We start from the raw sequence: 25875 nt of genomic DNA, 5'->3' as shown, positions 1-25875 counted from the left end.
TGGATTAAAATTTTAAATAAAAAATATTTAGGAGGGGACATATGGAGAAGAAAGGAAATATCAAAGGTTTGATTCCATTGATTGTATTTTTAGGGTTATATGCAGGAGCTGGAATCTTTACAGGAAGCTTTGGAAATATGCCATTGCTTACAGCATTTATGATTACTATGGGAGTGTCGTTTTGTTTAAACAAAGAGGGGAAGAAAGAAACATTAGATGAAAAGGTAAATATTTTCTGTAAGGGTGCAGGAGAACCTACATTGATTCTGATGGTCATAATTTTCCTTATGGCAGGAGCTTTTTATTCTGTAGCAGATGCAATGGGTGCTGTTAGTTCAACAGTAAATCTGGGGTTGTCTGTACTTCCAGCTAAAATGCTGCTTCCAGGTCTGTTCCTTGTAGGGTGTGCACTTAGCTTCTCAATGGGGACATCTATGGGAACTGTAAGTGCTTTGACACCAGTAGCTGTAGGAATAGCAAGAGAAACTGGTATAGCACTGCCTTTAGTATGCGGGGTAGTTATAGGTGGAGCAATGTTTGGAGATAATATGTCATTTATTTCTGATACAACTATTGCAGCAACAAGAACTCAAGAAGTAGCAATGAAGGATAAATTCAAAGTCAACTTTGCTATTGTGCTTCCAGCAGTTATCATCAATATGATACTGATATCTTTTATGGGAGGAAGCGGAGTTGAAGGTAAAATTTATGAATACAATCTTGTAAATATAATTCCATATATTTCTATCATTGTTCTGGCACTTACAGGGCTCAATGTAATAAATGTATTGGGAATAGGAATAGCTTTAGGACTTGGAATCGGACTTTTCCATGGAAGTTTTACTTTTGTGGAGATATTTGGAATACTGCAAAGAGGACTTGGCTGGATGGAAGATATGTCTATAATAGCTATTGTAGTAGGAGGAGTAGTTGCCCTCATGAATCACTTTGGAGGAATTACTTATCTTCTGGAAAATCTTACAGCTAGAATAAAGAGTAAAAGGGGAGCAGAAACTGGAATTGCAGTTCTTGTAAGTCTTCTTGATCTGGCAACTACAAATAATACAGTATCAATTATTACAGCAGGGCCTATGGCAAAAGATATAGCAGATAAATTTGGTGTAGACCGTAAGAGAGTAGCTGGACTTCTTGACTTGTTCTCATCAGCATTTCAAGGGTTGATGCCTTATGCAGGACAAATGCTTATGGCAGCAGGAATGGCTCAGATATCACCAGCATCAATAGTACCTTATTCTTGGTATTCTATGCTGATGATCGTAATGGGAGCATTGTCTATAGCTACTGGACTGCCTAATTTTAAAAACAGCAAAGCATAGTATTTTTAATGAAAAGAGGGATAAATATGAGTAGAATGGATCAAGGGTTGGCTTTCATGCTTCAGTATGAAAATATTGCATGGTATGAAAATGGAAAAGTGAGAATTTTAGATAGAAGAATTTATCCAAGAGAAGTAAAATTTGTGGAGTGCAGTGATTACCATGAGGTGAGACAAGCTATCACAGATATGGTAACACAAAGTGCAGGACCTTATACAGCAGCAGGAATGGGAATGGCTCTGGCTGCTTATCAGGCAGAGGGGTTGTCTAAAGAGGAGCAGATAGCTTTCCTAAAAGAAGCTTCTGATGTAATATCTCATGCAAGACCTACTACTGTAAATCGTATGAAGCTTATAACTGAGTCATGTTATGAAGTTGGAAAAGAAGCTATTGAACAGGGGAAATCAGCTGTAGAGGCAATATTTCAAAGAACAGTTGATTCACTTGAGAGAAGATATGGAAGAATGTCAGAAGTAGCTAAAAATCTTGTGAAGCTTTTTCCACAAAAAGGGAAAGTAATGACGCAATGTTTTGGTGAAACAATTGTAGGTTGTATGGGAAGAGAGATAAGAAATCAGAATAAAGATATAGAATTCTACTGCCCAGAAACAAGACCATATCTTCAAGGGGCACGTCTTACAGCAAGTGTACTGAAAGATCAGGGATTTAAAGTGACTGTGATTACAGACAATATGCCTGCATGGACAATAAAATCTAAAGGAATAGATGTATTTACCTCAGCAGCAGATTCTATCTGTATGGATGGTCATATAGTAAATAAAGTGGGGACTTTGCAGATTGCTATAGTTGCAAAATACTTTGGAATTCCATATTTTGTTACTGGCATTCCTGATGAAGATAAAAAACTTGAAAATATAGTGATAGAGGAAAGAAATCCAGAAGAAGTTTTAACATGTAATGGAATAAAAAATACTTTAGAGGGAGTAGAAGCTTATTATCCATCTTTTGATATTACACCTCCTTATTTAGTCAGTGGTGTTGTTACAGATCAGGGAATATATTCTCCATATAATCTGGCAGAATATTATGAAAAGGAAGTAGAACAATATTATTAAGAGAGAGGGAAGACTATGAATAAATATTTAGAGCATTTTCGTATGTCAGCAGCAGATGCTGTTGAATATACAAAATATTTTGGAATTTTTCCAGATGATGCTGAGCTTAGGGGCGAAGAAATTGGAGATGGAAATATAAACTATATTTTCAGAGTCATAGAAGATAAAACTGGAAAGTCTGTTGTATTGAAACAGGCAGATAAATTTTTACGTTCATCTGGACGTCCTTTGGATTTGGACAGAAGTAGAATTGAAGCAGAAATATTGAAGCTGGAAGGGGAATATGCTCCTGAATTTGTACCTGAAATATATCGTTATGACGATATCATGTGTGTAATAGTAATGGAGGATATTTCTGAATATAAGAATCTAAGAAAAGAGCTTATAGATGGGAAAATATTTGAAAAATTTGCAGAGGAGATAAGCAGTTTCCTAGCAGATACCCTTCTTCCAACAACAGATCTGGTACTGGACAGAGCAGAGAAAAAAGACAGAGTAAAAGCTTTTATAAATAAAGAATTGTGTGATATATCAGAATGTCTTGTATTTACAGAACCTTATGTGAATGACAGAGATAGAAATATAGTTATTCCAGAAAATATGGAGTTTGTAAAAAAATATTTATATGAAGATAAAGAGCTTCATGTTGAAGCAGCAAAACTTAAAAATAATTTTATGAATAATGCTCAGGCTTTAATACATGGAGATCTTCATTCAGGGTCTATATTTATCAACGAAAGAGGAATGAAGGTAATTGATCCGGAATTTTCTTTCTATGGGCCTATGGGATATGATATTGGAAACGTAATAGGAAATCTTTTCTTCTCTTTGGTAAATAGAAAGTATCTTATGGAAGATGGAGAAAAGAAAGAGAAATTTATCCAATGGCTTACTGAGACTATTGAAAATATTTTTGATATGTTTGTTGTAAAATTCCATAAAAAATATAAGGAGATAGTAAAAGATCCTCTTTATGTAAATGAAGGCTTTGAAAACTGGTATCTTGGAGAAATATTGGCTGATTCAGTAGGGTCGGCAGGGATGGAAATCATCAGAAGAGTAGTGGGCGATTCTAAGGTGATGGAAGTTACAAGTATTGAGGATACAGAAAAAAGAGTAAAAGTTGAGAGGGAGCTTATACAAATAGGAATAAGATTTGTAAAAGACAGATATAAAATAAAATCAGGAAAAGACTTGATTTAAATTTAAAAATATTTAGGAGCTATTAAAATAAAAAGAGGTTGGCTAAAATTTTTCATCTTAGTCAACCTCTTTTATTACAGTAAAAATTATTTTATTTTTTCATTTATGAATTTTTTAAACTCTTCAAAAGTTCCAATTGAAAAGCTGTCTTTTTTTAATATTATTCCTTGTTTTTTTCCAATCATTAAGACATAAGCCACCTTATATTCTTTTATTTCCTTGATTTGATTATATTCAAACTCCATTGAAATTTTGCCTTCTTTTAAAGCAATGCCATTATCTGTAAATTGCAAAACAGATTCAGGCATCTGTCCATTATGTAGATTAAGAGAAGATTTTTTCATATTTTTCAGATAAACTAAATGATAAAAAATTAATCGCAATGAAACAATAAATATTAATATAGTCAGCACAGCCATAACCAAACGTAAACTGCTCATCTTGAATAATGTAAGGTAAGTATAGAATGCTGCAATAAGCACAAATAAAAATCCAAGTCTTCTGGGAAATTTACAATGAACATCTTTTACATATTCAAGCAGAACTTTTTTATCAGAGTAATATCTATTTTCAAATAATATTTCCATTTCCTTCCCCCATTTCATCATTACTTTTATATTTTTTTTGAAACTTTTTAAGTGGTTCACAATATTATATAGTAATTTATGCTTTTTATCTACTTGTATTTGGAATAAAACACAGAAAAATCAAATGTTTTGGGGGAAGTTAATGGTTTATAGAATAGAAATATAATTCTATTTATTTAACAGAATAACTTCCTAATATTTTAAGGTCTTTACAATTTTTTCTCATAGCTTCTATTAAATCTTTTGTTCTTTGTTCTCTCAAATCTCCTACTATTTCTACATAGAAGAAATACTGCCAAGGAAGATTGTGAAGAGAACGAGATCTGATGCTTTCCATATTGAATCCATGCTCAGCTACTATCTGAATAATGTGTGCCAGCTGTCCAGCGTTGTGGTCAACAGTAAAGAGAAGATTAAATCTATCTCCTTTTTCTTCAAGTTTTTTAGTCAGTATAATAAATCTTGTAGTGTTTTCTGTACTTGTATTTATATTTTCAACAAGAATTTTTAAACCATAAAGTTCAGCAGTTTCTCTGCTGGCAATAGCAGCTTTATGGATGTCTCCTGCTTCGCTTACAAATTTAGCTGCAAGGGCAGTATTAGGATAAGGAATAGCCTCAAAGTTAGTTCCTTTTAAGAACGTCTGACATTGTGACAGTGCCTGATGATGTGAATAAACTTTTTCTATATCTTTTATTTCTGCATTTTTTAATCCCAATAAATTTTGATCTATTTTTAAATCATAGATTCCAGAGATATGGCAGTCATATTTTGAAAGCAGATCAAGAACTTCTCCCACTTCTCCTGTATATGAATTTTCAAAAGGAATAACTCCATATGCTGCTCCCCCATCAGCAACAGCTTTGAATACATCTTCAAAAGTTGCGTATGACTTTAATTTTGAATCTGGGAAAACTTTTTTTGAGGCAATATGAGAGAATGCTCCCATAGTTCCTTGATATGCAACAACACCTTTGTTGATGATAGATGCCTGATATCTCTTAGAAGTATCCATAAGATTTTGAATAAATTCCTTGTATGATTCAATATATTTTTCCTCTGTGATATAAGCACAGTTTTTTTCTATTACCTGTTTTTCTCTTCCACTGTCAAAAATAGGCATATCATTTTCCAGTTTGTATAAAATGACATCTTCTACAGCCTGCATTCTTTTTTGGAAAAGAGCTGCAACTTCTTTGTCTACTTCATTTATGATCTTTCTGGCTTCTTCCAATTTATTCATATTTTACTCCCCCTTTGAATTTTGAAATTATTATAGCACTATTTTTGAATACATTCTACATAAAAAAAATTTGTTTTTGCATAAGAACTTTAAAGTCTGTAGAAATAGGAAGTCTTAGGGAATATATATATTGAGATTTCAAAAAAATTAAAAAAAATGTTGCAAAATTTTCAATATAGGTTTATTATAAGTAAAATTCGTTTTTTCGGAGTGGTAACTTATGAGAAATAAAAAAGCAAATAACATAGTATTCAGATTTTACTTTAGATAGCCTTGATACAACCATAAAGCCCTTATGGTCTTTTGTTGTATCAAGGCGAAGCATTCAAGGAATTGAATGCTTTTTTTTATATCTGAGAAAAATAAAAAGGAGGATTTTATGAAACTGAGAATAGATCTTAAAGAAAAAAGTTATGATATTCATATTGAAAAAGGGATACTTTATAGAATAAAAGAATATATAGACTTAAATAGAAAAGTTATGATAGTGACAGATACAGGAGTTCCTAAAAAATATACAGATATATTAAAAGCTCAATGTTCTGATGGTTATTCAATTATTGTAGAACAGGGAGAGGGAGCAAAGAGTTTTAGAGTATTTGAAGAAGTATGTCAAAAACTCCTTGAATATGGCTTTCATAGAAAAGATCTTGTAATAGCTCTGGGAGGGGGAGTGGTAGGGGATCTTGCAGGATTCTCAGCTGCTTCATACATGAGAGGAATAGATTTCATAAATATACCGACAACTACACTTTCTCAGATAGACAGCTCTATTGGAGGGAAAACAGCAATAAATCTGGGAGATACTAAAAATATAATAGGAGCTTTTTATCAGCCGAAAGGAGTATTCATAGACCCGGAAGTTTTAGAGACTCTTCCTAAAAGGCACTATTACAATGGACTGGTTGAAGCTTTGAAAGCTGGGCTTATATACGATGAAAAACTCTTTGAAATATTTGAAGAGAAAGATATAGACAGCAGTCTTCAAGAGATAATCTATAGAGCACTTTTAGTAAAAAAAGATGTAGTTGAAAAAGATGAGAGAGAGGAAAATCTTAGAAAAATATTGAACTTTGGTCATACTATCGGCCATGGAATAGAAGGGTTCTTCCATTTGAAAGATGTACTTCATGGAGAGGGAGTGGCTATGGGAATGCTTCCTATGATAGAGAATGAAGAACTTAGAGAGAGAACTAAAAATATATTGAAAAAGATGAATATAGATACAGAGATAAAATATGATTGTGATAAAGTATTTGAACTTATGCTCAAAGATAAAAAAGCTGATCAGGATAAGATAACTCTGGTAAAAGTAAGAGAGCTGGGAAAAGCTGAACTGGTAAAAGTTCCAATGGAGGAATGTAAAAATTATCTGAAATAGAGGAGGAAAAATGCAGAGTACAATAGGGAATAGTATAAAACTCAGTCTTTTTGGAGAATCACATGGGACAGCTATTGGAATCGTGATAGATGGGCTAGCTCCGGGAATAAAATTAGATACTGACTTTATACAAGAACAGCTGGAGAAAAGGAAGCCAAAGGGAAAAATATCTACTCAAAGACACGAAGCAGATGATTTTAAAATAGTCAGCGGATATTTCAATGGATATACAACAGGAACACCATTATGCCTCATAATTGAAAATAAATCACAAATGAGCAGAGATTATGAGAAAACTAAGAGTATAATGAGGCCTTCTCATGCTGATTATACAGCAGATGCAAAATATATGGGATATCAGGACTATAGAGGAGGAGGACATTTCTCTGGAAGAATAACAGCACCTCTGGTAGCAGCAGGGGCAATATTTATTCAGGTACTCAGATCTAAAGGAATAGAAATAGGAACTCACATATTAAAATGCAGAAATGAGAAAGATAAGAGTTTTTCTTCTGAAGAAAGCGTGTTATTGAAGGAGATAAGGGAAGTAAATGCAAAATATTTTCCTGTGATAGAGGAAGCTGCTGAAGAGAAAATGAAAAAACTTATAGAAAAAGCTGGAGAGGAGCTGGACTCAGTAGGAGGAATACTAGAAACTGCTGTGACAGGACTTCCAGCAGGAATAGGAGAACCTTATTTTAATTCTGTAGAAAGTGTACTTTCTCACCTAATATATTCTATACCAGCAGTGAAAGGGATAGAATTTGGAGCTGGATTTGCAGTGACAGAGATGTATGGAAGTGAAGCAAATGACAGCTTCTATTATGAAAATGGAGAAGTAAAAACTAAAACAAATAATAATGGAGGGATTAATGGAGGAATATCTAACTCTATGCCCCTTATAATGAAGATTGCTGTAAAACCTACACCATCAATATATAAGGAGCAGGAAAGTGTAGATATAGCTAAGAAGGAAAATGTAAAATTTAATATAGAAGGAAGACATGACCCAGCTATAATACACAGAGCAAGAGTGGTTGTAGATTCTATGACAGCTTTTGGGCTTCTTGATCTCATCTGCATGAGATATGGCTATATGTGGATGACAGATAAAAAATAGAATGAAAGAGAAGATAGAATAAAGTAAGATATAGAATAGTTAAAATATGAAATAAACAAAAATATAAAAACTTAGGGGGAATAAAAATGATAATAACTTTAAAGAAAAACACACCACAAGAAGAAATTCAAAAGATGATTGAGGCTTTAGAAAGTAAGAACGATGTAGCAGTAACTCTTATATCTGGAGAAAATTACAATGTATTTGGTATAGTGGGAGATACTACAAAAATAGATGAGAAAGCATTGAAGGCAAGTCCATATGTTGAAGATGTAACTAGAATAGCAGCACCATATAAAAAAGCCAACAGACTTTTCCATCCAGAAGACAGCATTATTGATGTAGCTGGAATCAAAATAGGAGCAGGACAAAAAATTGCTGTAATAGGAGGACCTTGTTCTGTAGAGGGAGAGTGCTCTGTTATGGAGATAGCAAAGGAAGTAAAAGAAGCAGGAGCTTCTATGCTGAGAGGAGGAGCTTACAAACCTCGTACATCGCCATATGCTTTTCAGGGAATGGCCAGTGAAGGAATTCAATGTCTAGTAAAAGCAAGAGAAACTTATGGGCTTCCAATAGTCAGCGAACTTATGAGTGCAGATAAAATAGATGAATTTGTTGAAAATGTAGACCTTATTCAAATAGGGGCAAGAAATATGCAGAACTTTGATCTGTTAAAAGCAGTAGGAAAAATAAATAAACCTATTCTTTTAAAAAGAGGGTTATCAAATACAATAGAAGAATGGATAATGTCAGCTGAATATATTATGGCTGGAGGAAATGAAAATGTAATACTTTGTGAAAGAGGAATCAGAACTTTTGAAAAATATACTAGAAATACTCTTGATCTTAGCGTTATCCCTATCATTAAACAAAAAACACATCTTCCTATAATAATTGATCCTTCTCATGCTACTGGAAACTGGGAATATGTAGAATCAATGGCATTGGCAGCTATTGCAGCTGGGGCAGACGGACTTATTATAGAGGTGCATAATGACCCTGAGCATGCTTGGAGTGATGGAGCTCAATCATTGAAACCTAAAAAATTCAAGCATTTAATAGAGCAGGGAAGAAAAATAGCAAAAGTTATTGGAAGAGATATGTAAGACTCATTAGAAGGAGGAAGCAAATAAATGAAAGCAAAAATATATCCATCAAAATGCAGTGGGCAGATAGTTATCCCCCCTTCTAAAAGCATGGGACATAGAGCAATAATATGTGCATCAATGGCACCTGGAAGAAGCATAATAAAAAATACAGCTTATTCTGATGATATAAAAACTACAATAGAGGGAATGAGAAAACTGGGAGCTGTCATAGAGGAAAATGGAAGCACCCTCATTATAGATGGGATAAAAGATATCACAAAAATTTCAGATGAAACTATAAACTGTAATGAGTCTGGGTCAACTTTGAGATTCTTTATACCAATATTTTCCCTGACTGGAAAGAAAATAACTTTTCTTGGGAAAAACAGACTTCTGAAAAGACCTCAAAAAATATATGAGGATATATTTAAAGAGCAGAAATTACATTACTATCATGATGAATCTAAGATGGAGATAGAAGGAAAACTGAAAGCTGGAACATATGAGATAGATGGAAATATAAGCTCGCAGTTTATCAGCGGACTTCTTTTTACCCTTCCTTTGCTGGAGGGAGATTCTGAAATAAAAATAAGACCTCCTTTTGAATCAGCTTCATATATAGACCTTACTTTAGAGATGCTGAAAAGATTTGGAATAGAGATATTTCAAAAAGATGAGCTTACTTTTAAAATCAGAGGAAATCAGAAATACAGTCCTTGTGACTATACCATTGAAGGAGATTTTTCACAGCTAGGGTTCTTTGCAGTGCTGGGAGCAGTGAATAATGATCTTAAATGTCTGGGGCTGAATCATGACTCTAAGCAGGGAGACAAGGCTGTAATAGAGATATTGAGAAGCAGTGGTGTGAATATAGAGAATATAGAGGGAGGATACTTTATTCATAAAAGTACTCCTAAAGGCTGTGAAATAGACCTTGCAGATTGTCCAGACTTAGGGCCGATACTCAATGTATTGGGAATGTATGGAGATGGAGACTTCAGAATCTATAATGCTGGAAGATTGAGATACAAGGAAAGCGACAGAATAGCAGCTATGGAAGAGGAGCTTTTGAAGCTGGGAGTATCTATTAAAACTACAGAGGATGAGATTTTTATATCTGGAAAAGAGATATATGATGGAGGAATAGAGGTATCAGGGCATAAAGATCATAGAATAGTTATGAGCATGGCTGTAGCAGCTACCCTTATGAATAAACCTGTCATTATAGATGGAGCAGAGGCAGTGGAAAAGTCTTATCCTGATTTTTTTGAAGATATAGAAAAAATAGGGGTAAAGGTTGAGTGCTATGATAAATAAAGATATGAAATTTTTCATTGTGGGATTAGGGCTTCTGGGAGGAGCTTATGCAAAAGCTCTCAAGAAAAACGGATATACTGTATATGCTGCTGATATAAATGAAGACAGTATAGAATATGCTCTTGAAAATAATATAATAGATGAAGGAGCAGTTTCTGACTATAATTCGTTGATAGAAAAAGCAGATGTGATAATATCAGGGCTTTATCCCACTGCAATGGTAGGATGGCTAAGGGAAAATCAAAAATATTTTAAAAAGGGCTGTATAATCACAGATGTCAGTGGAGTAAAAAGAGGAATAGCTGACAAAGTACAGGGATTTCTATCTGAAGATGTTGAATTTATAAGCTCTCATCCCATGGCTGGAAAAGAAGTGAGCGGTGTGAGAAACAGTGATGAGAATATTTTTAAGATAGCCAACTTCATCATTACTCCTACAGAAAAAAATACACCTGAAGGAATAAAATTTGCAAGGGAGCTGGGAGAAATACTTGGGTTTAGAAATATTACCCAGCTGTCACTTGAAGAGCATGATAAAATGATAGGGTTTGTGTCTCAGCTTACCCATGTGATAGCAGTATCTCTTATGAATACCAACGATAATACCCATCTTGTAGAATATACTGGAGATTCATTCAGAGACCTTACAAGGATAGCTAAAATTAATGAAGTTTTGTGGAGTGAACTTTTTCTTTTAAATAAGGAAATATTAGTAAAGGAGATAGATGATTTTGCAGCAGAGCTGAATAATTTTAGAGAAAAACTTGTAAATGAAGATGTGGAAGGAATGAAAAAACTCTTTATTCAGTCTACAGAGAGAAGAAAACTTTTTGACAGGAAAGATGTGAAAAATAGGAAGTAAAAAATAAGGATGACTAAAAAGCTAAATTAAATTTTAGAAATTTGGAAATTAGAAAAATTTGTGTAATTAATGAAGCAAGTAAAACGTAAAAAATAATATTGTTTGAACAAAGTGAGTTTATTATTTTTAGTTTTATAAGCAAGATTAATAACAAAGATTTCTACTGGAAAATTTCTAAAATTGTATTTCCATTTATAAGTCATCCTTATTAATTTTCTATTTAAAGCAAAGAGCCAAAGCTCCTAAAATTCCAGCATCCTCTCCAAGAGCTGGAGGTACAATATATTCATCAATATTTTTCAAAATACTTTCAGTTTGAATATACCCATTTAAAAGCTGAACCACTTTTTTTCTGATTATAGGGAAAAGATGTTTCTCTCTCATTACTCCTCCACCCAGCATTATCTTTTCAGGTGAAAGAACAAGAATATAATTTACAAGAGCATGAGCAATATAGTACCCTTCCATTTCCCATGCAGGATGATCATCAGGAATATCTACACCTTTCATTCCCCATCTTCTCTCAAGTGCTGGTCCTGAAGCCATACCTTCTAAGCAGTTTCCACCATGGAATGGACAGTTCCCAACAAATTTATCTCTAGGATGTCTATTGACAAAGATATGTCCCATCTCTGGATGAAGCATTCCATGTACAAGTTTTCCTTCAACTACAGCTCCACCACCTATTCCAGTTCCTACAGTAAGGTAGATAGAACTTTTTAAATTTTTTCCAGCTCCCCATACATATTCACCAAAAGCAGCAGCATTTACATCTGTATCAAAATATACAGGGATGTCAAAGTTCTTTTTAATTTCCCCAACAAGATTGAAATTTTTCCATGCAGTTTTAGGAGTGGAAGTTATGTAACCATAAGTTTTAGAGTCTTTGTTTAAATCAATAGGGCCAAAACACCCTATTCCAATTGCTTCTATCTCTTTTCCTTTGAAAAAAGAGATGACATTTTTCATTGTTTCATGCGGCAGCTCTGTAGGAAAAGAAACTCTCTCTATTAATTCCCCAGATTTAGTTCCTATTCCACATACGAATTTTGTTCCACCAGCTTCTATTGCACCAAAAAACATAGTATTTCCTCCCATTCCCATATATTTTAAAATGATTTTATCTTTCTATACATATATTTTACCATTTCTTTTGAAAAGTTTGTAGGGAATAAATAAAAAAATTTAGGAAAATTAATTCTCTAAACCACTATAAGAAATAGGTTTTGAATTTGAAGAGAAAAGGAGTATAATAAAGATTAAATATAGGAGAAAACTATATAATTTGATATAATATGTTAGATAATATAGATTTAGGAGGAAAAAATGATACTAGCAGGAAATAAGAAAGCATTTTTCGATTATTTCATAGAAGATAAATTTGAAGCCGGTATTGAGTTAGTAGGAAGTGAAGTAAAGTCTGCAAAAGCTGGGAAAATAAGCATAAAAGAATCTTTTATAAGAATAATAAATGGAGAAATTTTTATCATGGGAATGTCAATAGTTCCATGGGGATTCGGAAGTGTATATAACCCAGATGAAAGAAGAGTAAGAAAACTTCTTCTGCACAAGAAAGAAATAAAAAAACTTCATGAGAAAGTATCTCAAAAAGGATATACTATTGTTCCTTTGAATGTTCACATGTCTAAGGGATATGTAAAGCTGGAAATAGCTTTGGCAAGAGGTAAGAAAAACTATGATAAGAGAGAAAGTTTAGCTAAAAAAGATGTTGAAAGAGATCTTCAAAGAATGGCAAAAGAAAGATAGGATTGAAAAAAAAGCAGAAATGTGCTATACTTTAATGTAACATAAAAATTGAATAATGGGGATGCAAAGGTTTCGACGGGGTTCTCAGGTTATAGGTAGCAGGCCAGGGTGACCGCTGTGAGAGGTCAACTCATCGTTTAGATGGAAATAAAAATTACGCTTTAGCTGCTTAATGTCAGCTCACCTTTGAACATATTCTTCTGTAAATGTGTTCAGCCAAGGTGTCACTAAAATACAGATTACCCTAGATGATTTCTCTAAGTTATAGGGGACATTCCAGAGGATAGCTTTAGTTAGCCCTGTCTGTGGGATTAACTACTGCGAAATCTAATAGCAGACTAAGCTTGTAGAAGCCTATGGCGCTGGCAATTTCGGACACGGGTTCGATTCCCGTCATCTCCACCATCATTAGCCATATACAATTGTGGAAAAATTCGGATGTTGAGAGAATTTTATCTCTATATACAACAATTTTTTCTACAAAAGTTTTCAATATATTTTTAACAATATTATCATCTTTAGATTTAAGGTATTTACTTAAATTTAAAGATGATTTTTTATTTTTTGCTTATTTAAAAAGTTAGGCGTAACATCATATTTTATTTTTTCATTTTTAATACTTTTATATCTATTTTGCTCACTTTATTTTGAATTCATAATCTAAAATTCTTTAGTTTAAATGAAAGTTTAATAATTTGTTTGGCCTTTTTAGAAATTTTTATAATATTTTGTTAATTTTACTTAGCTTCTTAGAAAAAATTCTTAATTTATCCTTTCTATACTTTAGTATTAATCATTTATGCTTTTTAACTCATATATTGATCTTACAAATATTGTTAGTTTATTTGAAAAATATAAAAAATGAATTATATAAAAATAATATCTTTGTTTCGTTGATATCGAGTATAATCTCTATAATTTTATAATTAAACAAACAAAAAATGCTACTATTTTAGTGTGAAAAAATGTATAATAAAATTAAATACATTAAAATAATATAAAATGAGGAAAATATATGAAATGGAAGATAGTGTTTATTGTTTTTTTGTATTATCATCAATATCTTTTTCAAATTCTGAAGAAATTAATAGAGAAGAAAGAAGAAGACATGAGGAAGAGATAAGAAAACTAGAAAAAGCAGAAGCAAAGGATGAGATTCAATTAAATGAATTAGAAGAAAATATTGAAGCTATTGGAGATGAAATAAAAAGTCTTGAAATAAGTGGTAATACCATTTTAAAAGCTTCAGAAATAGAAGTCTTGAAAAAGAAGTATATTGGTAAAATAGGGGGAAAAAATATTCTTAATCTCATGAGAGAACTTGAGAACCTATATTTAGTTAAAGGGTATATTGCAGTAAGAGTAAAGATGGATATGGATAAAGCAGATATACCTGAAGGAAAAATAGCTTTAAAAGTTTTAGAAGGGCATATTGAAGAGATAAGATTCAAAGATGAAAGTAAGGGAAAACTTAATGTTTTTTCCTCTTTTCCTACTTCAAAAGGAGATGTATTAAATATTAATGACCTAGATCAAGGAATTGATAATTTGAATTCAGTATCTTCCAATAATGCCAAACTTGATATTTTGGCTGGAGAAACTCTTGGTGGCAGTATAATCGAGATTGATAATCAGAGAAGTAAAAAAATATCTGGTGCAATAAACTACAATGATTTAGGACAGAAATCAACAGGAAGGGACAGGCTGAAAACTTCACTTATCTTTGAAGATATTATAGGGTTAAATGATTCTTTTACAGGAACGTATCAGAAGAAGCTTGGAACAAGTACAAAATACAAAGATAATGAAAATTTTTCTTTCTATTACAGAATTCCAATAAAGTATTGGGAGTTTTCTGTATCTAAGGATCAATCTGAGTATCTTTCAACAATAAGATCATTTGCTCATACTTATGAATCTACAGGAATTTCAAAGAATATTAATTATTCAGTAAGAAGAATAATTAATAGAAATAGTAATGGAAAAACATCAGTTGGAGTAACTTTGACAAATAAAGAAACTAAAAACTATTTTGATGGAATCAAATTAATAACAAGTTCAAGAAAATTGTCAGTATTAAAAGTTGATGTAAATCATAATAGGAGACTCTTTAATGGAGTTTTTTATGGAAATCTAACTTATCATGAAGGACTAGATAGATTTGGTGCAGAAAGTGATGGAGAAAAGGGAGAATATTCTCCAAAAGCTCAATTTCAAAAATATACAGCAGACATAAGCTGGTATAGACCATTTAATATAGGAGAGCAAAGATTCTCATATAGAGTTTCCTTAAGTGGTCAATATTCAGATGATATACTTTATTCTTCAGAGAAATTAGGAATAGGTGATGATACTACAGTCAGAGGTTTTAAAGAAAATTCAATAATGGGTGATAAAGGCTTCTATATGAGAAATGAGATCGGATATAACTATAAGCTTTTAGAACCATTTATTGCTTATGACTATGGAAGAGTTAAAGATGTATATAAAGATGAGTATTACAAGAAAAATGGCAGTGAAATGAGTGGGGCTTCAATAGGTCTTAGAATGTATTTTAACCATTTTGATATGAGTTTTACATATTCAAAACCTTTAACAGCTCCATCATATATAAAGAAGAATACGCATGAAATATATTTTACTATGAGTGCTAGATTTTAGACATTTTAAGGGGGAAGATTAAAATGGAAAAGTTACGAAATAATTTTTTCAAAAAATTAATAATTTACAGCTACATTTTTTTAAGTATTTTTACACAGCCGCTTCTTGCAGCAGGTGTAGTTAAAGATCAAAGTAGAAATCAACAGGTGAATGTAGAGAAAGCACCTAATGGAGTCCCAGTAGTAAATATCAATGCTCCTAATAAAAATGGAGTATCTCATAACCATTTTAAAGAATATAATGTTGGAAAAGAAGGAATTCTTCTTAATAACAGCAGTAAAGAGTTTAATAAAACTCAAATAGGTGGAATAATTCAGGGAAATTCCAACCTTAATGGAAGAGAAGCTAATGTAATTCTTACAGAAGTAACAGGAGTAAATAGAAGTAGAATAGAAGGATACACTGAAATAGTTGGAAAATCAGCTGAATATATCTTAGCAAACCCAAATGGGATATATTTAAATAGGGCAGGATTCATAAATACTCCAAGAGTCATACTTACAACTGGAAAATCTATAACAGATGAGCTAGGAAATTTAAAAGGTTTTTCTATAGATGATGGAACAGTAGTAATAGGAAGTCAGGGAATAGATGGAAAGAATGTAAGAATGGTAGATATTATTTCAAGAACAGCAGAACTGAATGGTGCAGTATATGGTGGAGAAGAAGTAAATGTTGTCTTGGGGAGAAATGATTATGATCACCAAACGAAAAAAGTAACACCAAAAGCGGATAAAGCAGGAGATAAACCTAAAGTGGCTCTGGATGCAAAAGCACTAGGGTCTCTTTATGCTGGAAGAATATATCTGCAAAGTACAGAAAAAGGTGTTGGAGTAAACAGCCAGGGGGAGATGCTTGCTGGAGCTGGAGATTTTGAAGTAGATGTTAATGGAAGACTAGTTCTTAATGACGCACAGGCTAAAAATGATATAAAAATAAAAGCAGAGAATGTTGAAATTCAAAAGAGAGCAATTACAGAAAATAATATTAATATTGATACAAAGGATATAGTAAATACTGGAACTGTAGCAGCAAATAAAAATATAAATGTAAAAAGTTCTAATATAGAAAATAAGGGAAATATCAGCAGACAGTGTAAAGATTTCTTCTAAGGACATGGAGAATAAGGAATTAACAGCTGTTAATGCTGATATAAATTTAACGGGCAACTTAAAAACAGAATCTATTAAAGCTGTTGAAAATTTAAATATAAAAGGAAAAAATATAGAAAATACTGGTACTATAGCTGCCAATAAAAAAGTGCAAATAGAAAGTGCTGATATTTCAAATAAAGGAGATATAAGTGCTGATGAAATAAAGATAAATAATAAAAATAATGTTGTAAATGAAAAAAATATAACAGCTTCTATAGTAGATATAACTTCAAAATCATTAGTTAATAAAGAAGAAATTCAGGGAGAGATATTAAATTTAAAAATATTAGATTCTTTTAATAATAATGGAATTTTATTAGGAAAAAATATTACATTAAATGCTGGTAAAGTAATAAATACATCTACCATATATGGAGAAAAATATTTAACAATAACAGCAGATAAATATACAAATAAAAATTCAGGAGTGACAGCAGGTGAAATTCTTACTTTAAATAGTAATATTGAAAATGATGGAAATATATTAGGAGAAAAGGTAATATTTACTGGAACAGAAATAAAGAATATAGGAAGTATCACAGGAGAGGATACTCTTCATATTACTTCTAATTTGAATAATAGTGGAACTATTCAGGGAAAAAATCTAGTAAGTATTACTGGAAATATTGATAACAGTAAAAATATAAAGAGTGAAAAAGTATTAAATATATCTGGAAATGTAATAAATACTGGATATATATATGGTGAAAATGCTGATGTAGTAGGAAATATAACTAATAGTGGAGATATTTTATCACTCTCAAATATGAAGATATCAGGAAATATAATTAATAACAAGAATCTAAATAGTGGAGATAAACTTATTCTATTAAGCAGTAATATTCTTAATAATGATAGAATATCAGCTTTAGATCTTTCTGTTACAGGAGTTAGACTTGTAAATAAAGGAATGATAACTGGAGAAAAAGGAATATTTAATATTGATGACATAGAAAATTATGGAACTCTTTATGGAAAGAATACTCTTTCTATTACAGGGAATAATCTTATCAATAATAAACTTATTCAAGGATCTAAGGATCTATATATAAATTCACAAAATATAGAAAATAAAGATGATTTATTTGCAAGAAATAACATTTCTTTGATAGCTATATCTTTAGATAATATCGGAAGAATAATTGGAGATGGAAATTTAACATTTAATACTAGCAATTTATTTACTAACTCTAATCTTATCCAAGGAAATAATATAAAAGTAACTGGAATAGATAATAGTGGGAAAATCGTTGCTAAAGAGGAAATTGAAGCTGTAGAAATAAAAAACAATGGAACAATCTCAGCTTTAAAAAACCTTAAAAGTAATAAATTATCAAACTTACTTCTTGGAAAAACTATTCTAGGAGAAAATCTTACTTTAGAAGAGGAGCTTTTAAATAAAGGAATCATTTCAGTAAAAGGAGATATGACAGCTAAAAATGTTTCTAATACTGGAAGTATAATTTCAGATAAAAATATAGTATTAAAAGAATTGAATAACAACAGTGGGACTATTGAGGGAAAAAATATTAACATAATAAATATTGGAATCCTTAATAATCAATCAGGAAAGATAAAAGTTTTTGACAATGATTCAGTATTGCATGTAAAAGCACTTGATATTAATAATAATTCTGGTGAAGTTCACGCTCAGGGAACTGTTGATTTAAATATAGCTGGAAACTTAATTCTTACAGGAAGCTATATAGGAAATAATCTTTTAAAAATAACTGCAAATTCTTTGACTTCAAATATTAATCTAGAAAATGTTGGAGATATAGTAGTTAATTTATCTGGTGATTTGCTGAATAATAATAAATTTGTCAGTGGAAATAATATTACTATAACTGCAAAAGATTTAATAAATAATAAAACTTTAGGTAGTATAGGAAATTTTAATATTGTACTTACAGGAAAATTAGATAATCTAGACAGTATAATTCTTGGAAATGGAAATAATATAATAACAACTGCTGAAAATGTAAATAACAGCGGATTTTTAACTTCGCAGAATAGTTTAACAGTAAACTCAAAAGATTTAGTAAATAATGGACAGATAGCTTCTGGGAATGTCCTTATTTTAAATTCAAATAATATAACAAATAATAATTTTGCTCTTTTGTATTCTAAAGAAAATATGTTTATAACAGCAAAAAAAGATCTTGTAAATAATAAAGGAGATATATATTCTGGAAATAATGCAGAAATAAAAGTTTTAGGAAAAGTACAGAATAATGCAGCAACAATAGAGGCTATAGGAGATATCTATATAGAAGCAGCCCAGATAGAAAATCTTGGAGAAGTAACAGGAAGTCATTTTATCACTGGAAAAATTCCTGCTTCAGCTGTAACTACAAATGTAAGTCAACAGGAAAAAGATAAGATAAAAGATAAGTTCTTAAATTTAATTGACGAAATGAATGAAGGAAAAGATGATAAATATGAAAAAGCTTATTTCGATTCAACGGAATTAGAATGGATAGATGAAATAGAAAGTAATTATACAAGTAAAATGGCATATATTTCATCAGGGAAAAATATTACTCTTAAAACTACTGGAGATGTAATAAACAGAGAAGGGAATATTTTAGCAGATAAAGATATAAATATAGCAGCAAATATTTTAAAAAATGAAAATTTTGTGGTAGATGTTACTACTAATTCTCAATGGAAATCCAAATATTATACATATTCTATTTCTGAAGGTGGAGACTATGGAGGAGACAATAGTGAACATGGAGGAAGTGGTGGCGGTGGTGCCTTGAGAAAAGTTTACCATGAAGATTTGAAACTAATAGAACCATTTATTCAGAAAGTAGGAACTGACAAAGCTACAAAAATATCAGCAGGAAATAATATAAATATATCTGCTGTTCAAGTAGGAAATGGAGTACAATCAAGTGATTCAAATGTGGTAAATTCTAAAAATATAAATGTAGGACAAGTTATACTAAACAGCAGTAATATTGGAAAAACTGGAACTATTAATACAGAAAACTTTATTACAATACCAGAAGGAGACAAAGGACTGTTTGTTGTAAATAAAGATTTAGTAAATTCAAGTGGAATTTCAGTATCTGAAAAAGATAAGATAACTGTAGGAAATGGAGAGGTAGTATTTAATAACAATTCAGTTTCAAATAATAAAACTCCAGGTTTTTCATATTTAATAGAATCAAATGTTAAATTTACAGATATGGGATATTACATGGGCTCTGATTATTTCTTTGGAAAAATAGGTTTTAACCCTGAGAAAAATATAAGGCTTCTTGGAGATGCTTTTTATGAATCAAGAGTGGTAAACAGAGCTATTCTTGAAAGTACAGGAAAGAGATATCTAAATGGAGCAGTAAATGAAAAAGAACAGATGCAGATATTATTAGATAATTCCATAAAAGCTATGGAAGATTTTAATCTGTCTATTGGAACAGCGCTTACAAAAGAACAGATAAATAACCTTAAAAGTGATATCATATGGTATGTAGAAGAAGAAGTTAATGGAGTAAATGTTCTTGTACCTAAAGTATATCTATCTAAAGAAACTCTTGCATCACTTGGCAATAATCAAACTGGAATGATGGCAGGGAATGGAATAAATATATCAGCTGTTGAGGTTAATAATACAGGAAACATAAAATCTAGTGGAAGCATTACTATAAATGCAGAGAAAATTTTGAATAAATCTGTATTGGGTGATTTCAAAGCATTGATTGCAGGAAATGATATAGAAATAGTTTCTGTAAATGATATCAAGAATATAGGAGCTGAAATATCAGCAGATAATAATATATCTTTAGAATCTATAAAGGGAAGTATATGGAATACAAGTACATCAAGAGAGAATACAAATCTAAATGATATAGTAATTGGAAGCTTTGAAAATGTAGGTGAAATAAAGGCGGGGAATAATATTTCTATAGCTGCTGCTGATACAGTAAGAAATACTGGTGCTGTAATTGAAGCAAATGAAGATATTGGTGTTGTATCAAATAATATAGTTTTAGATACAATTCAAATAAATAATAGTGTGAATAAAGAAAAATATCAAAAAGAAACAAAAGAAAACATTGGGGGTTCTGTTTCTGGAAATAATATTCTTCTTGTAGCAGATAATAATATAGAAATAAAGGGATCTGATCTAGAATCAACTAAGAGTATTACTATGCTTGGAAACGAAATAAACATAGAAAGTGTAGAAAACTATTCTTATGAAAAAAATGGAAGTGGAAAAAATTATACTATAAAAGAAAAAGTAAATAATATAGGAAGTGCAGTAACAGGAGAAAATATTTCTATTTCAGCAGATAAAAATATTAATATAAAAGGTTCAGATATAATTGCTGACAGTGAACTTAGGTTAAAAGCTGGAGAAGATGTAAATCTTACAGCTTCAATAGACAGTGACTATTATGAGCATCAAGAAAGTAAAAAGAAAAGTTTTGGAAGAGGAAAATCAAAAACAGAGGTAAAATATAGTACTTCTCATAATGGAGCTAATCTCATTGGAGAAAATGTAAGTATAGAAAGTGGTAAAGATACAGTCATAATAGGAAGTAATATTCAAGCTGGACCTGAAGGAAGTGCTGTAATAAATGCAGGTGGAGATATTGTACAGGCAGCTGTGAAAGATATAAATTACAGCTATAAGAAAACTACTAAAACAGGGTTTCTAGGGCTTACAGGAAGTTCAAAATCTACTGAACAATATAAGGAAGAAGCTGTAAAATCAAATACAATATCAGGAATAGGTGGGACAAGTTATGATGCAGGAAATGGAATTCTTTTAGAAGGAGTAACAGTTGTATCAACTGGAAATATAACTTTAAAAGGAAAAGAAGTATCTATCAACCCTGTGGAAACACAGGCATATCAAGAAGAAATTAAAAAGAAAAAAGGATTCAGCAGCTCATTTAGTGGAGGAACTGCTAGCTTTTCATATGGAAAATCAAAAGATGAGATAAAAACTACACAGACTACTAATACAGCCTCTACAATAGTATCTCAAGGAGAGGTAGATATAGAAGCTACAGAAGGAAAAGCTGTATTAAAATCAGTAGATATCTATGGAGAAACAGGAATAGATATCAAAGGTCATGAAGGTGTAGAATTAATTGTTGCAAAAGATAAGACAACAGTAGATGAAAAACATAAATCAAGCAGTATAGGAGTATCTGTAGGAGTAGCAGGCTCAATAAAAACTACAATAGATAATGTAAGAGATATAGATAAACTTACAGACTTCGGTGGAAATAGTTATGATATAGCAAATACAGCATCAGATTTAGTAGGAGCTATTAAAGAAGGTGCAGAAGCATTTTCAAAAATAAAAAACGATGGACAGCAAGAAGACAATAAAGCCCATACAGGAATGAAAGTAATTTCAACAGATATAAATAATTATATAACTGTAAGTGCTGGAGTAAACAAGAGTAAATCTGAATATCATTCTTCAAGTGAATCAACAGTAAAAAATAAACTTGAATCTAAAGGAGATATAAATATCAGCTCTGATGCTGGAAGTGTAATAATAGAAGGAACAGATATAAAGACAGAAAAAGATTTAAATCTATCAGCATCTAAAGATGTTGTGGTAAAATCTAGTAAAGATGAATATTCATCATCTAGCAGTTCTTCTTCTAAGGGTCTGAATGCAGATTTAACAGTTTCAACTAACCCTGAAACTTCTCTATTAGGAAGTGTAACAGCTTCTCAAAATAAAGGAAAAGGAAATAGTGAAGGAACTGTAAATATAAATTCTAAATTTGAAGTAAGAGGAACACATAAGGTAGAAGCTGGAGAAAAAGTAATATATGAAGGAGCCAATGTAGAAGCTGGAAGAGTGGAGATAAAAGGAGAGGAAGTAATAATTGCCTCTTCAAAAGATACTGAGAAGTCAAGCAGCAAAAATAGCAATAGCAGTATAAAAGTAACTCCAGGAGCCCCAGGTTTTTCTGGTGAAATTAATGTTGGACATAGAGAAGGCAATGGAGAAAAAGAGTGGGTAAGTGACCAGACTTCTATAATTGCAAAAGAAGGAGGGATAATTGAAAGTAAAGATTTTACTAACAGTGGAGCAATAATAGGTTCTGAAAGTGAAGAAAATAAACTGATAGTAAAAGCTGAAAATATAACAGTAGAACATTTAAAAGATAAAGATACAAATAAAGTAAGTGGTGGAGGAATCAACATAAAAGGAACAGGAGTTCCAAACTTATCAGTAGTAACAGGAGGGCAGGATAAGAGGCAAGATACAAATGCAACAGCAGTAAATACAGATTTTATAGTAAAGGGAGATAATAAAACTGCTGAAGAGCTAGGATTTAATACAGACTTGGATAAAGCCCAAGTCATAACAAAAGATGAAGATAAAGTATTAGATGCAGAACTTCATACAGATTTATTAAATCAGTCAGAAAGAGAAAAGATAGCAGACTTAGGAGTAAACTTATCAGAAATAATTCAATCAATAGTAAGTTCTGATTCAGGAGGAGTTCTTAACACATATAAAGCACATAAGTATGGACGTTTACTTGAAGCACATATAAATAAAGATCCAAGGTATAAAGGACTACTAGGAGACCCTAATATATCAATAGAAGATAAACAAAGAGTATTAAATGCAGCAGTGAATACATTTCTTACTAGTAGAGGTTATAAAGGACCGAAAGTAGATGTTCTAATAGGAGAAGAAAGCCTTTCAACAAGAGGAAAAGTAGTTATAAGTAAAGAAAAACTTAATGGATTATCTTTCTTAGAAGATCTTGGACATGAATTAGGACATCTGGTATCATATGATGATGGAAAAGAAGATACAGCTAAGATAGTAGAAGGTAAAATGGGGACTTTAGAAGAAACAGATACTCAAGGAAAATACAATGACTACTTAGAAATTTTGAAAGAAGAGTATAAGAATTTAAAAACAGAAGAAGAAACAAGAGAATGGCTTGCAACTATTCCTGATAATGAGAAAGAATATAAGTTTAATCAAGCCATTAGAGGATTAGCTTTAGAAAATTGGGCAAAAAATAATCTTGGACACCAATTTGGAATAATAGTTCCAGATGATCAAAATGAGTTTTTTGAAAATGGAACATTAAAACAAAAATATAAAGACATGGGATATCCTGAACCAGAAAAAATAGGAGATAATTATGGTTGGACTCTAGCTGGTCATAGTTATAAAACAAAAGTACAAGAAAATGGTAAAGAAAAAAATAAAAATTATCTAGTAGTAAAGTTTAATGAAACAGAAGACATTAATTCAGCTAAAGATTTAATATTAAATGAAGCAAATAATGCTTATAAAGAAAAACTAAATCCAAAAGATTTAATTATTCTAGGGAAAACAGACACAGAAATGATTAAACAAGTTTTTAATTCTGCTTTAAATTACCAAAAAAATACTAAGAATACTCCTGTAAACTATAAAATCCTTGGTCCTAATTGCAATACATGGTTTTTTAATTTATCAGAAAGTACTAATATTCAAAATAATATTTCTAATTTTGGTGGAGGATTTACTGATCCAGGAGCTAAAAAGGAACTTGATCGAAATGTATGGAAGAATGGTGAAACGAAATGACAACTAAAAACTATTTTATATTAGACATATTTTTATTATCTGTTATGATAGGAGACTTATTTTTATTTAAAAAGTTACATAGTAATCTCCATCAGACATTACATAATTTATTAATAATTTTTATAGCAATTATATATCCTATAATTTATTTGAAAATATTAAAGATAATTGATAGAAAATCAACATTTATTTTTATGATTTTTCAGTTATTATTTCTGCCAAGTTTGGTTTTTATTGGACTCTCTTCAAATCGAATGATATATAAATATTACATAATGGTTTTTATAATTTTACATATTTTTCAAAATAAACTTTTAAATTTTCAAGTTTTAATAAGTTGTTTAGGTTATAGTTACTTGATTTTTCAGAGTTTTGTAATAATTATAGGAACAATAGAAAATACAATATTAAAAATAATTTTTTTCAGCTTTTTTTTAATTTTAATATATTCTTTTTCTAAATCAATATTAAAGAAGAAAATTTATTTGTATAATATTAACAAAGTTTTTTATCTATATTTTGCTCATATTTTAATATATGTATTATGCTATACTTGATATAAAAAAATTTAAAACAGTTAAAAACTTGTATAATATTTAATCAAAAACTGGATAAATAATACAGAATAATTAATTATCTAAAAACTTTATATTTCTAATTAAAAATAAAAAAAGGAGGATGGATAAATATTTTTATATATTTATCATACAAGAAAAAATGCGAATTGAAAAAAAAGATAACTTTATTGTAATAAAAAAAATGAATAAAATTTATTTTAAATATTATTTAATTGATTTTTTACCTTGTATTTTTTTTCCAATTTTTTTATCAATTTTAGGAACAAATGTAGGTTTACTTACTTTTCTTTTTTTAGGTTTATTTTATTTTGTTGAAATTAAGAAGTTAATAGTTTCTTTTTTTGCAGATGAAGAAATAATTTTAAAAGAAGATAAAATTTATATAAATTATTATGGGATAAGAAAAATTTTTCAAGAGACACAAATATTAAATAATAAAATTTTAGAATTAAAATATGATAATACTGACAAAATAGATTTAAAAAGAATTTTTATTACTAATTTATCAAATTTTTCTTGTAGTAATTATAGACGGATGAAATTTATTTTTAATAATAATATTTATAGTTTTGGATATGATTTATCAAAAAATGATTATGATACAATAAAAACTTTAATATTAGAACAAAGAGAAAAAAGTAAAAAACTTTAATATTTTATAGGTAGCCCGAATTATTTTCAGGCTACTCATTAAGAGATTAAAAGTATTTTTCAATAGTAGTGAGTAAAAGCTGAAAATATAACAGTAGAGCATTTAAAAGATAAAGATACAAATAAAGTAAGTGGTGGAGGAATCAACATAAAAGGAACAGGAGCTCCCAACTTATCAGTAGTAACAGGAGGGCAGGATAAGAGGCAAGATACAAATGCAACAGCAGTAAATACAGATTTTATAGTAAAGGGAGATAATAAAACTGCT

At 30.6% G+C, this 25875-nt stretch carries 14 protein-coding genes, 1 other RNA gene and 1 pseudogene; 13 read left to right on the top strand and 3 right to left on the bottom strand.

The window, feature by feature from the left end:
- Window positions 1-41: 41 nt before the first annotated feature.
- Genes C4N20_RS04735 through mtnK form a run of 3 tightly spaced genes read left to right on the top strand, consistent with a single transcriptional unit; the run spans window position 42 to window position 3616 of the window.
- Complete coding sequence (locus C4N20_RS04735; RefSeq protein ID WP_005980364.1) at window positions 42-1337, top strand: Na+/H+ antiporter NhaC family protein; 1296 nt, start codon at window positions 42-44, stop codon at window positions 1335-1337.
- A gap of 26 nt (window positions 1338-1363) precedes the next feature.
- Entirely contained in the window at window positions 1364-2413 is a 1050-nt protein-coding gene (locus tag C4N20_RS04730) for an S-methyl-5-thioribose-1-phosphate isomerase (protein ID WP_005980366.1), read from the top strand.
- A 15-nt stretch (window positions 2414-2428) separates the two neighbouring features.
- The gene (gene mtnK / locus C4N20_RS04725; RefSeq protein ID WP_005980368.1) at window positions 2429-3616 is read left to right on the top strand and encodes an S-methyl-5-thioribose kinase; all 1188 of its coding nucleotides are present in this window, start codon (window positions 2429-2431) and stop codon (window positions 3614-3616) included.
- An 86-nt stretch (window positions 3617-3702) separates the two neighbouring features.
- Here the strand turns inward: mtnK and C4N20_RS04720 are convergent, their stop codons facing one another.
- Window positions 3703-4203, bottom strand: coding sequence for a YcxB family protein (locus C4N20_RS04720; RefSeq protein ID WP_005980370.1), 501 nt, complete (start codon window positions 4201-4203; stop codon window positions 3703-3705).
- Window positions 4204-4375: 172 nt separating this feature from the next.
- A complete protein-coding gene (locus C4N20_RS04715; protein ID WP_005980372.1) occupies window positions 4376-5446 on the bottom strand; it encodes a chorismate mutase in 1071 nt (356 codons plus the stop codon).
- A 379-nt stretch (window positions 5447-5825) separates the two neighbouring features.
- On the opposite strand from C4N20_RS04715, the gene aroB reads away from it, so the two are divergent.
- The 5 genes from aroB (at window position 5826) to C4N20_RS04690 (ending at window position 11214) form a co-directional block, all read left to right on the top strand.
- Complete coding sequence (gene aroB, locus C4N20_RS04710) at window positions 5826-6827, top strand: 3-dehydroquinate synthase (RefSeq protein WP_005980374.1); 1002 nt, start codon at window positions 5826-5828, stop codon at window positions 6825-6827.
- Window positions 6828-6837: 10 nt separating this feature from the next.
- The gene (gene aroC, locus C4N20_RS04705) at window positions 6838-7947 is read left to right on the top strand and encodes a chorismate synthase (protein ID WP_005980376.1); all 1110 of its coding nucleotides are present in this window, start codon (window positions 6838-6840) and stop codon (window positions 7945-7947) included.
- An 86-nt stretch (window positions 7948-8033) separates the two neighbouring features.
- A complete protein-coding gene (aroF, locus tag C4N20_RS04700) occupies window positions 8034-9053 on the top strand; it encodes a 3-deoxy-7-phosphoheptulonate synthase (RefSeq protein ID WP_005980378.1) in 1020 nt (339 codons plus the stop codon).
- A gap of 27 nt (window positions 9054-9080) precedes the next feature.
- Window positions 9081-10352, top strand: coding sequence for a 3-phosphoshikimate 1-carboxyvinyltransferase (gene aroA, locus C4N20_RS04695; protein ID WP_005980380.1), 1272 nt, complete (start codon window positions 9081-9083; stop codon window positions 10350-10352).
- Window positions 10342-11214 (top strand): prephenate dehydrogenase, encoded by an 873-nt coding sequence (locus C4N20_RS04690; protein ID WP_005980382.1) that lies wholly within the window; start codon window positions 10342-10344, stop codon window positions 11212-11214. The genes aroA and C4N20_RS04690 overlap by 11 nt, the downstream gene beginning before the upstream one ends.
- Window positions 11215-11430: 216 nt before the next feature.
- Here the strand turns inward: C4N20_RS04690 and C4N20_RS04685 are convergent, their stop codons facing one another.
- A complete protein-coding gene (locus C4N20_RS04685; protein WP_005980384.1) occupies window positions 11431-12297 on the bottom strand; it encodes an ROK family protein in 867 nt (288 codons plus the stop codon).
- Window positions 12298-12540: 243 nt separating this feature from the next.
- Here C4N20_RS04685 and smpB point away from each other — a divergent pair, with 243 nt between their 5' ends.
- From smpB to C4N20_RS04655, 5 genes and pseudogenes are all read left to right on the top strand, one after another.
- Window positions 12541-12981, top strand: coding sequence for an SsrA-binding protein SmpB (gene smpB / locus C4N20_RS04680; protein ID WP_005980386.1), 441 nt, complete (start codon window positions 12541-12543; stop codon window positions 12979-12981).
- A gap of 57 nt (window positions 12982-13038) precedes the next feature.
- Window positions 13039-13386, top strand: a transfer-messenger RNA (tmRNA) gene (gene ssrA / locus C4N20_RS04675).
- A gap of 615 nt (window positions 13387-14001) precedes the next feature.
- Window positions 14002-15642, top strand: coding sequence for a ShlB/FhaC/HecB family hemolysin secretion/activation protein (locus C4N20_RS04670; RefSeq protein ID WP_005980388.1), 1641 nt, complete (start codon window positions 14002-14004; stop codon window positions 15640-15642).
- Between the two features lie 23 nt (window positions 15643-15665).
- Window positions 15666-24378 (top strand): annotated as a pseudogene (locus C4N20_RS04665) (two-partner secretion domain-containing protein).
- Window positions 24379-25056: 678 nt separating this feature from the next.
- On the top strand, window positions 25057-25608 hold the full coding sequence (locus tag C4N20_RS04655; RefSeq protein WP_040490864.1) for a hypothetical protein: 552 nt from the start codon (window positions 25057-25059) through the stop codon (window positions 25606-25608).
- Window positions 25609-25875: the final 267 nt, after the last annotated feature.

Origin of the sequence: Fusobacterium ulcerans (assembly GCF_003019675.1) — a bacterium.
GTDB classification, from domain to species: Bacteria; Fusobacteriota; Fusobacteriia; order Fusobacteriales; family Fusobacteriaceae; genus Fusobacterium_A; species Fusobacterium_A ulcerans.
The sequence above is the reverse complement of the archived record's forward strand: the minus strand, read 5'-3'. Positions and strand labels throughout refer to the sequence as shown.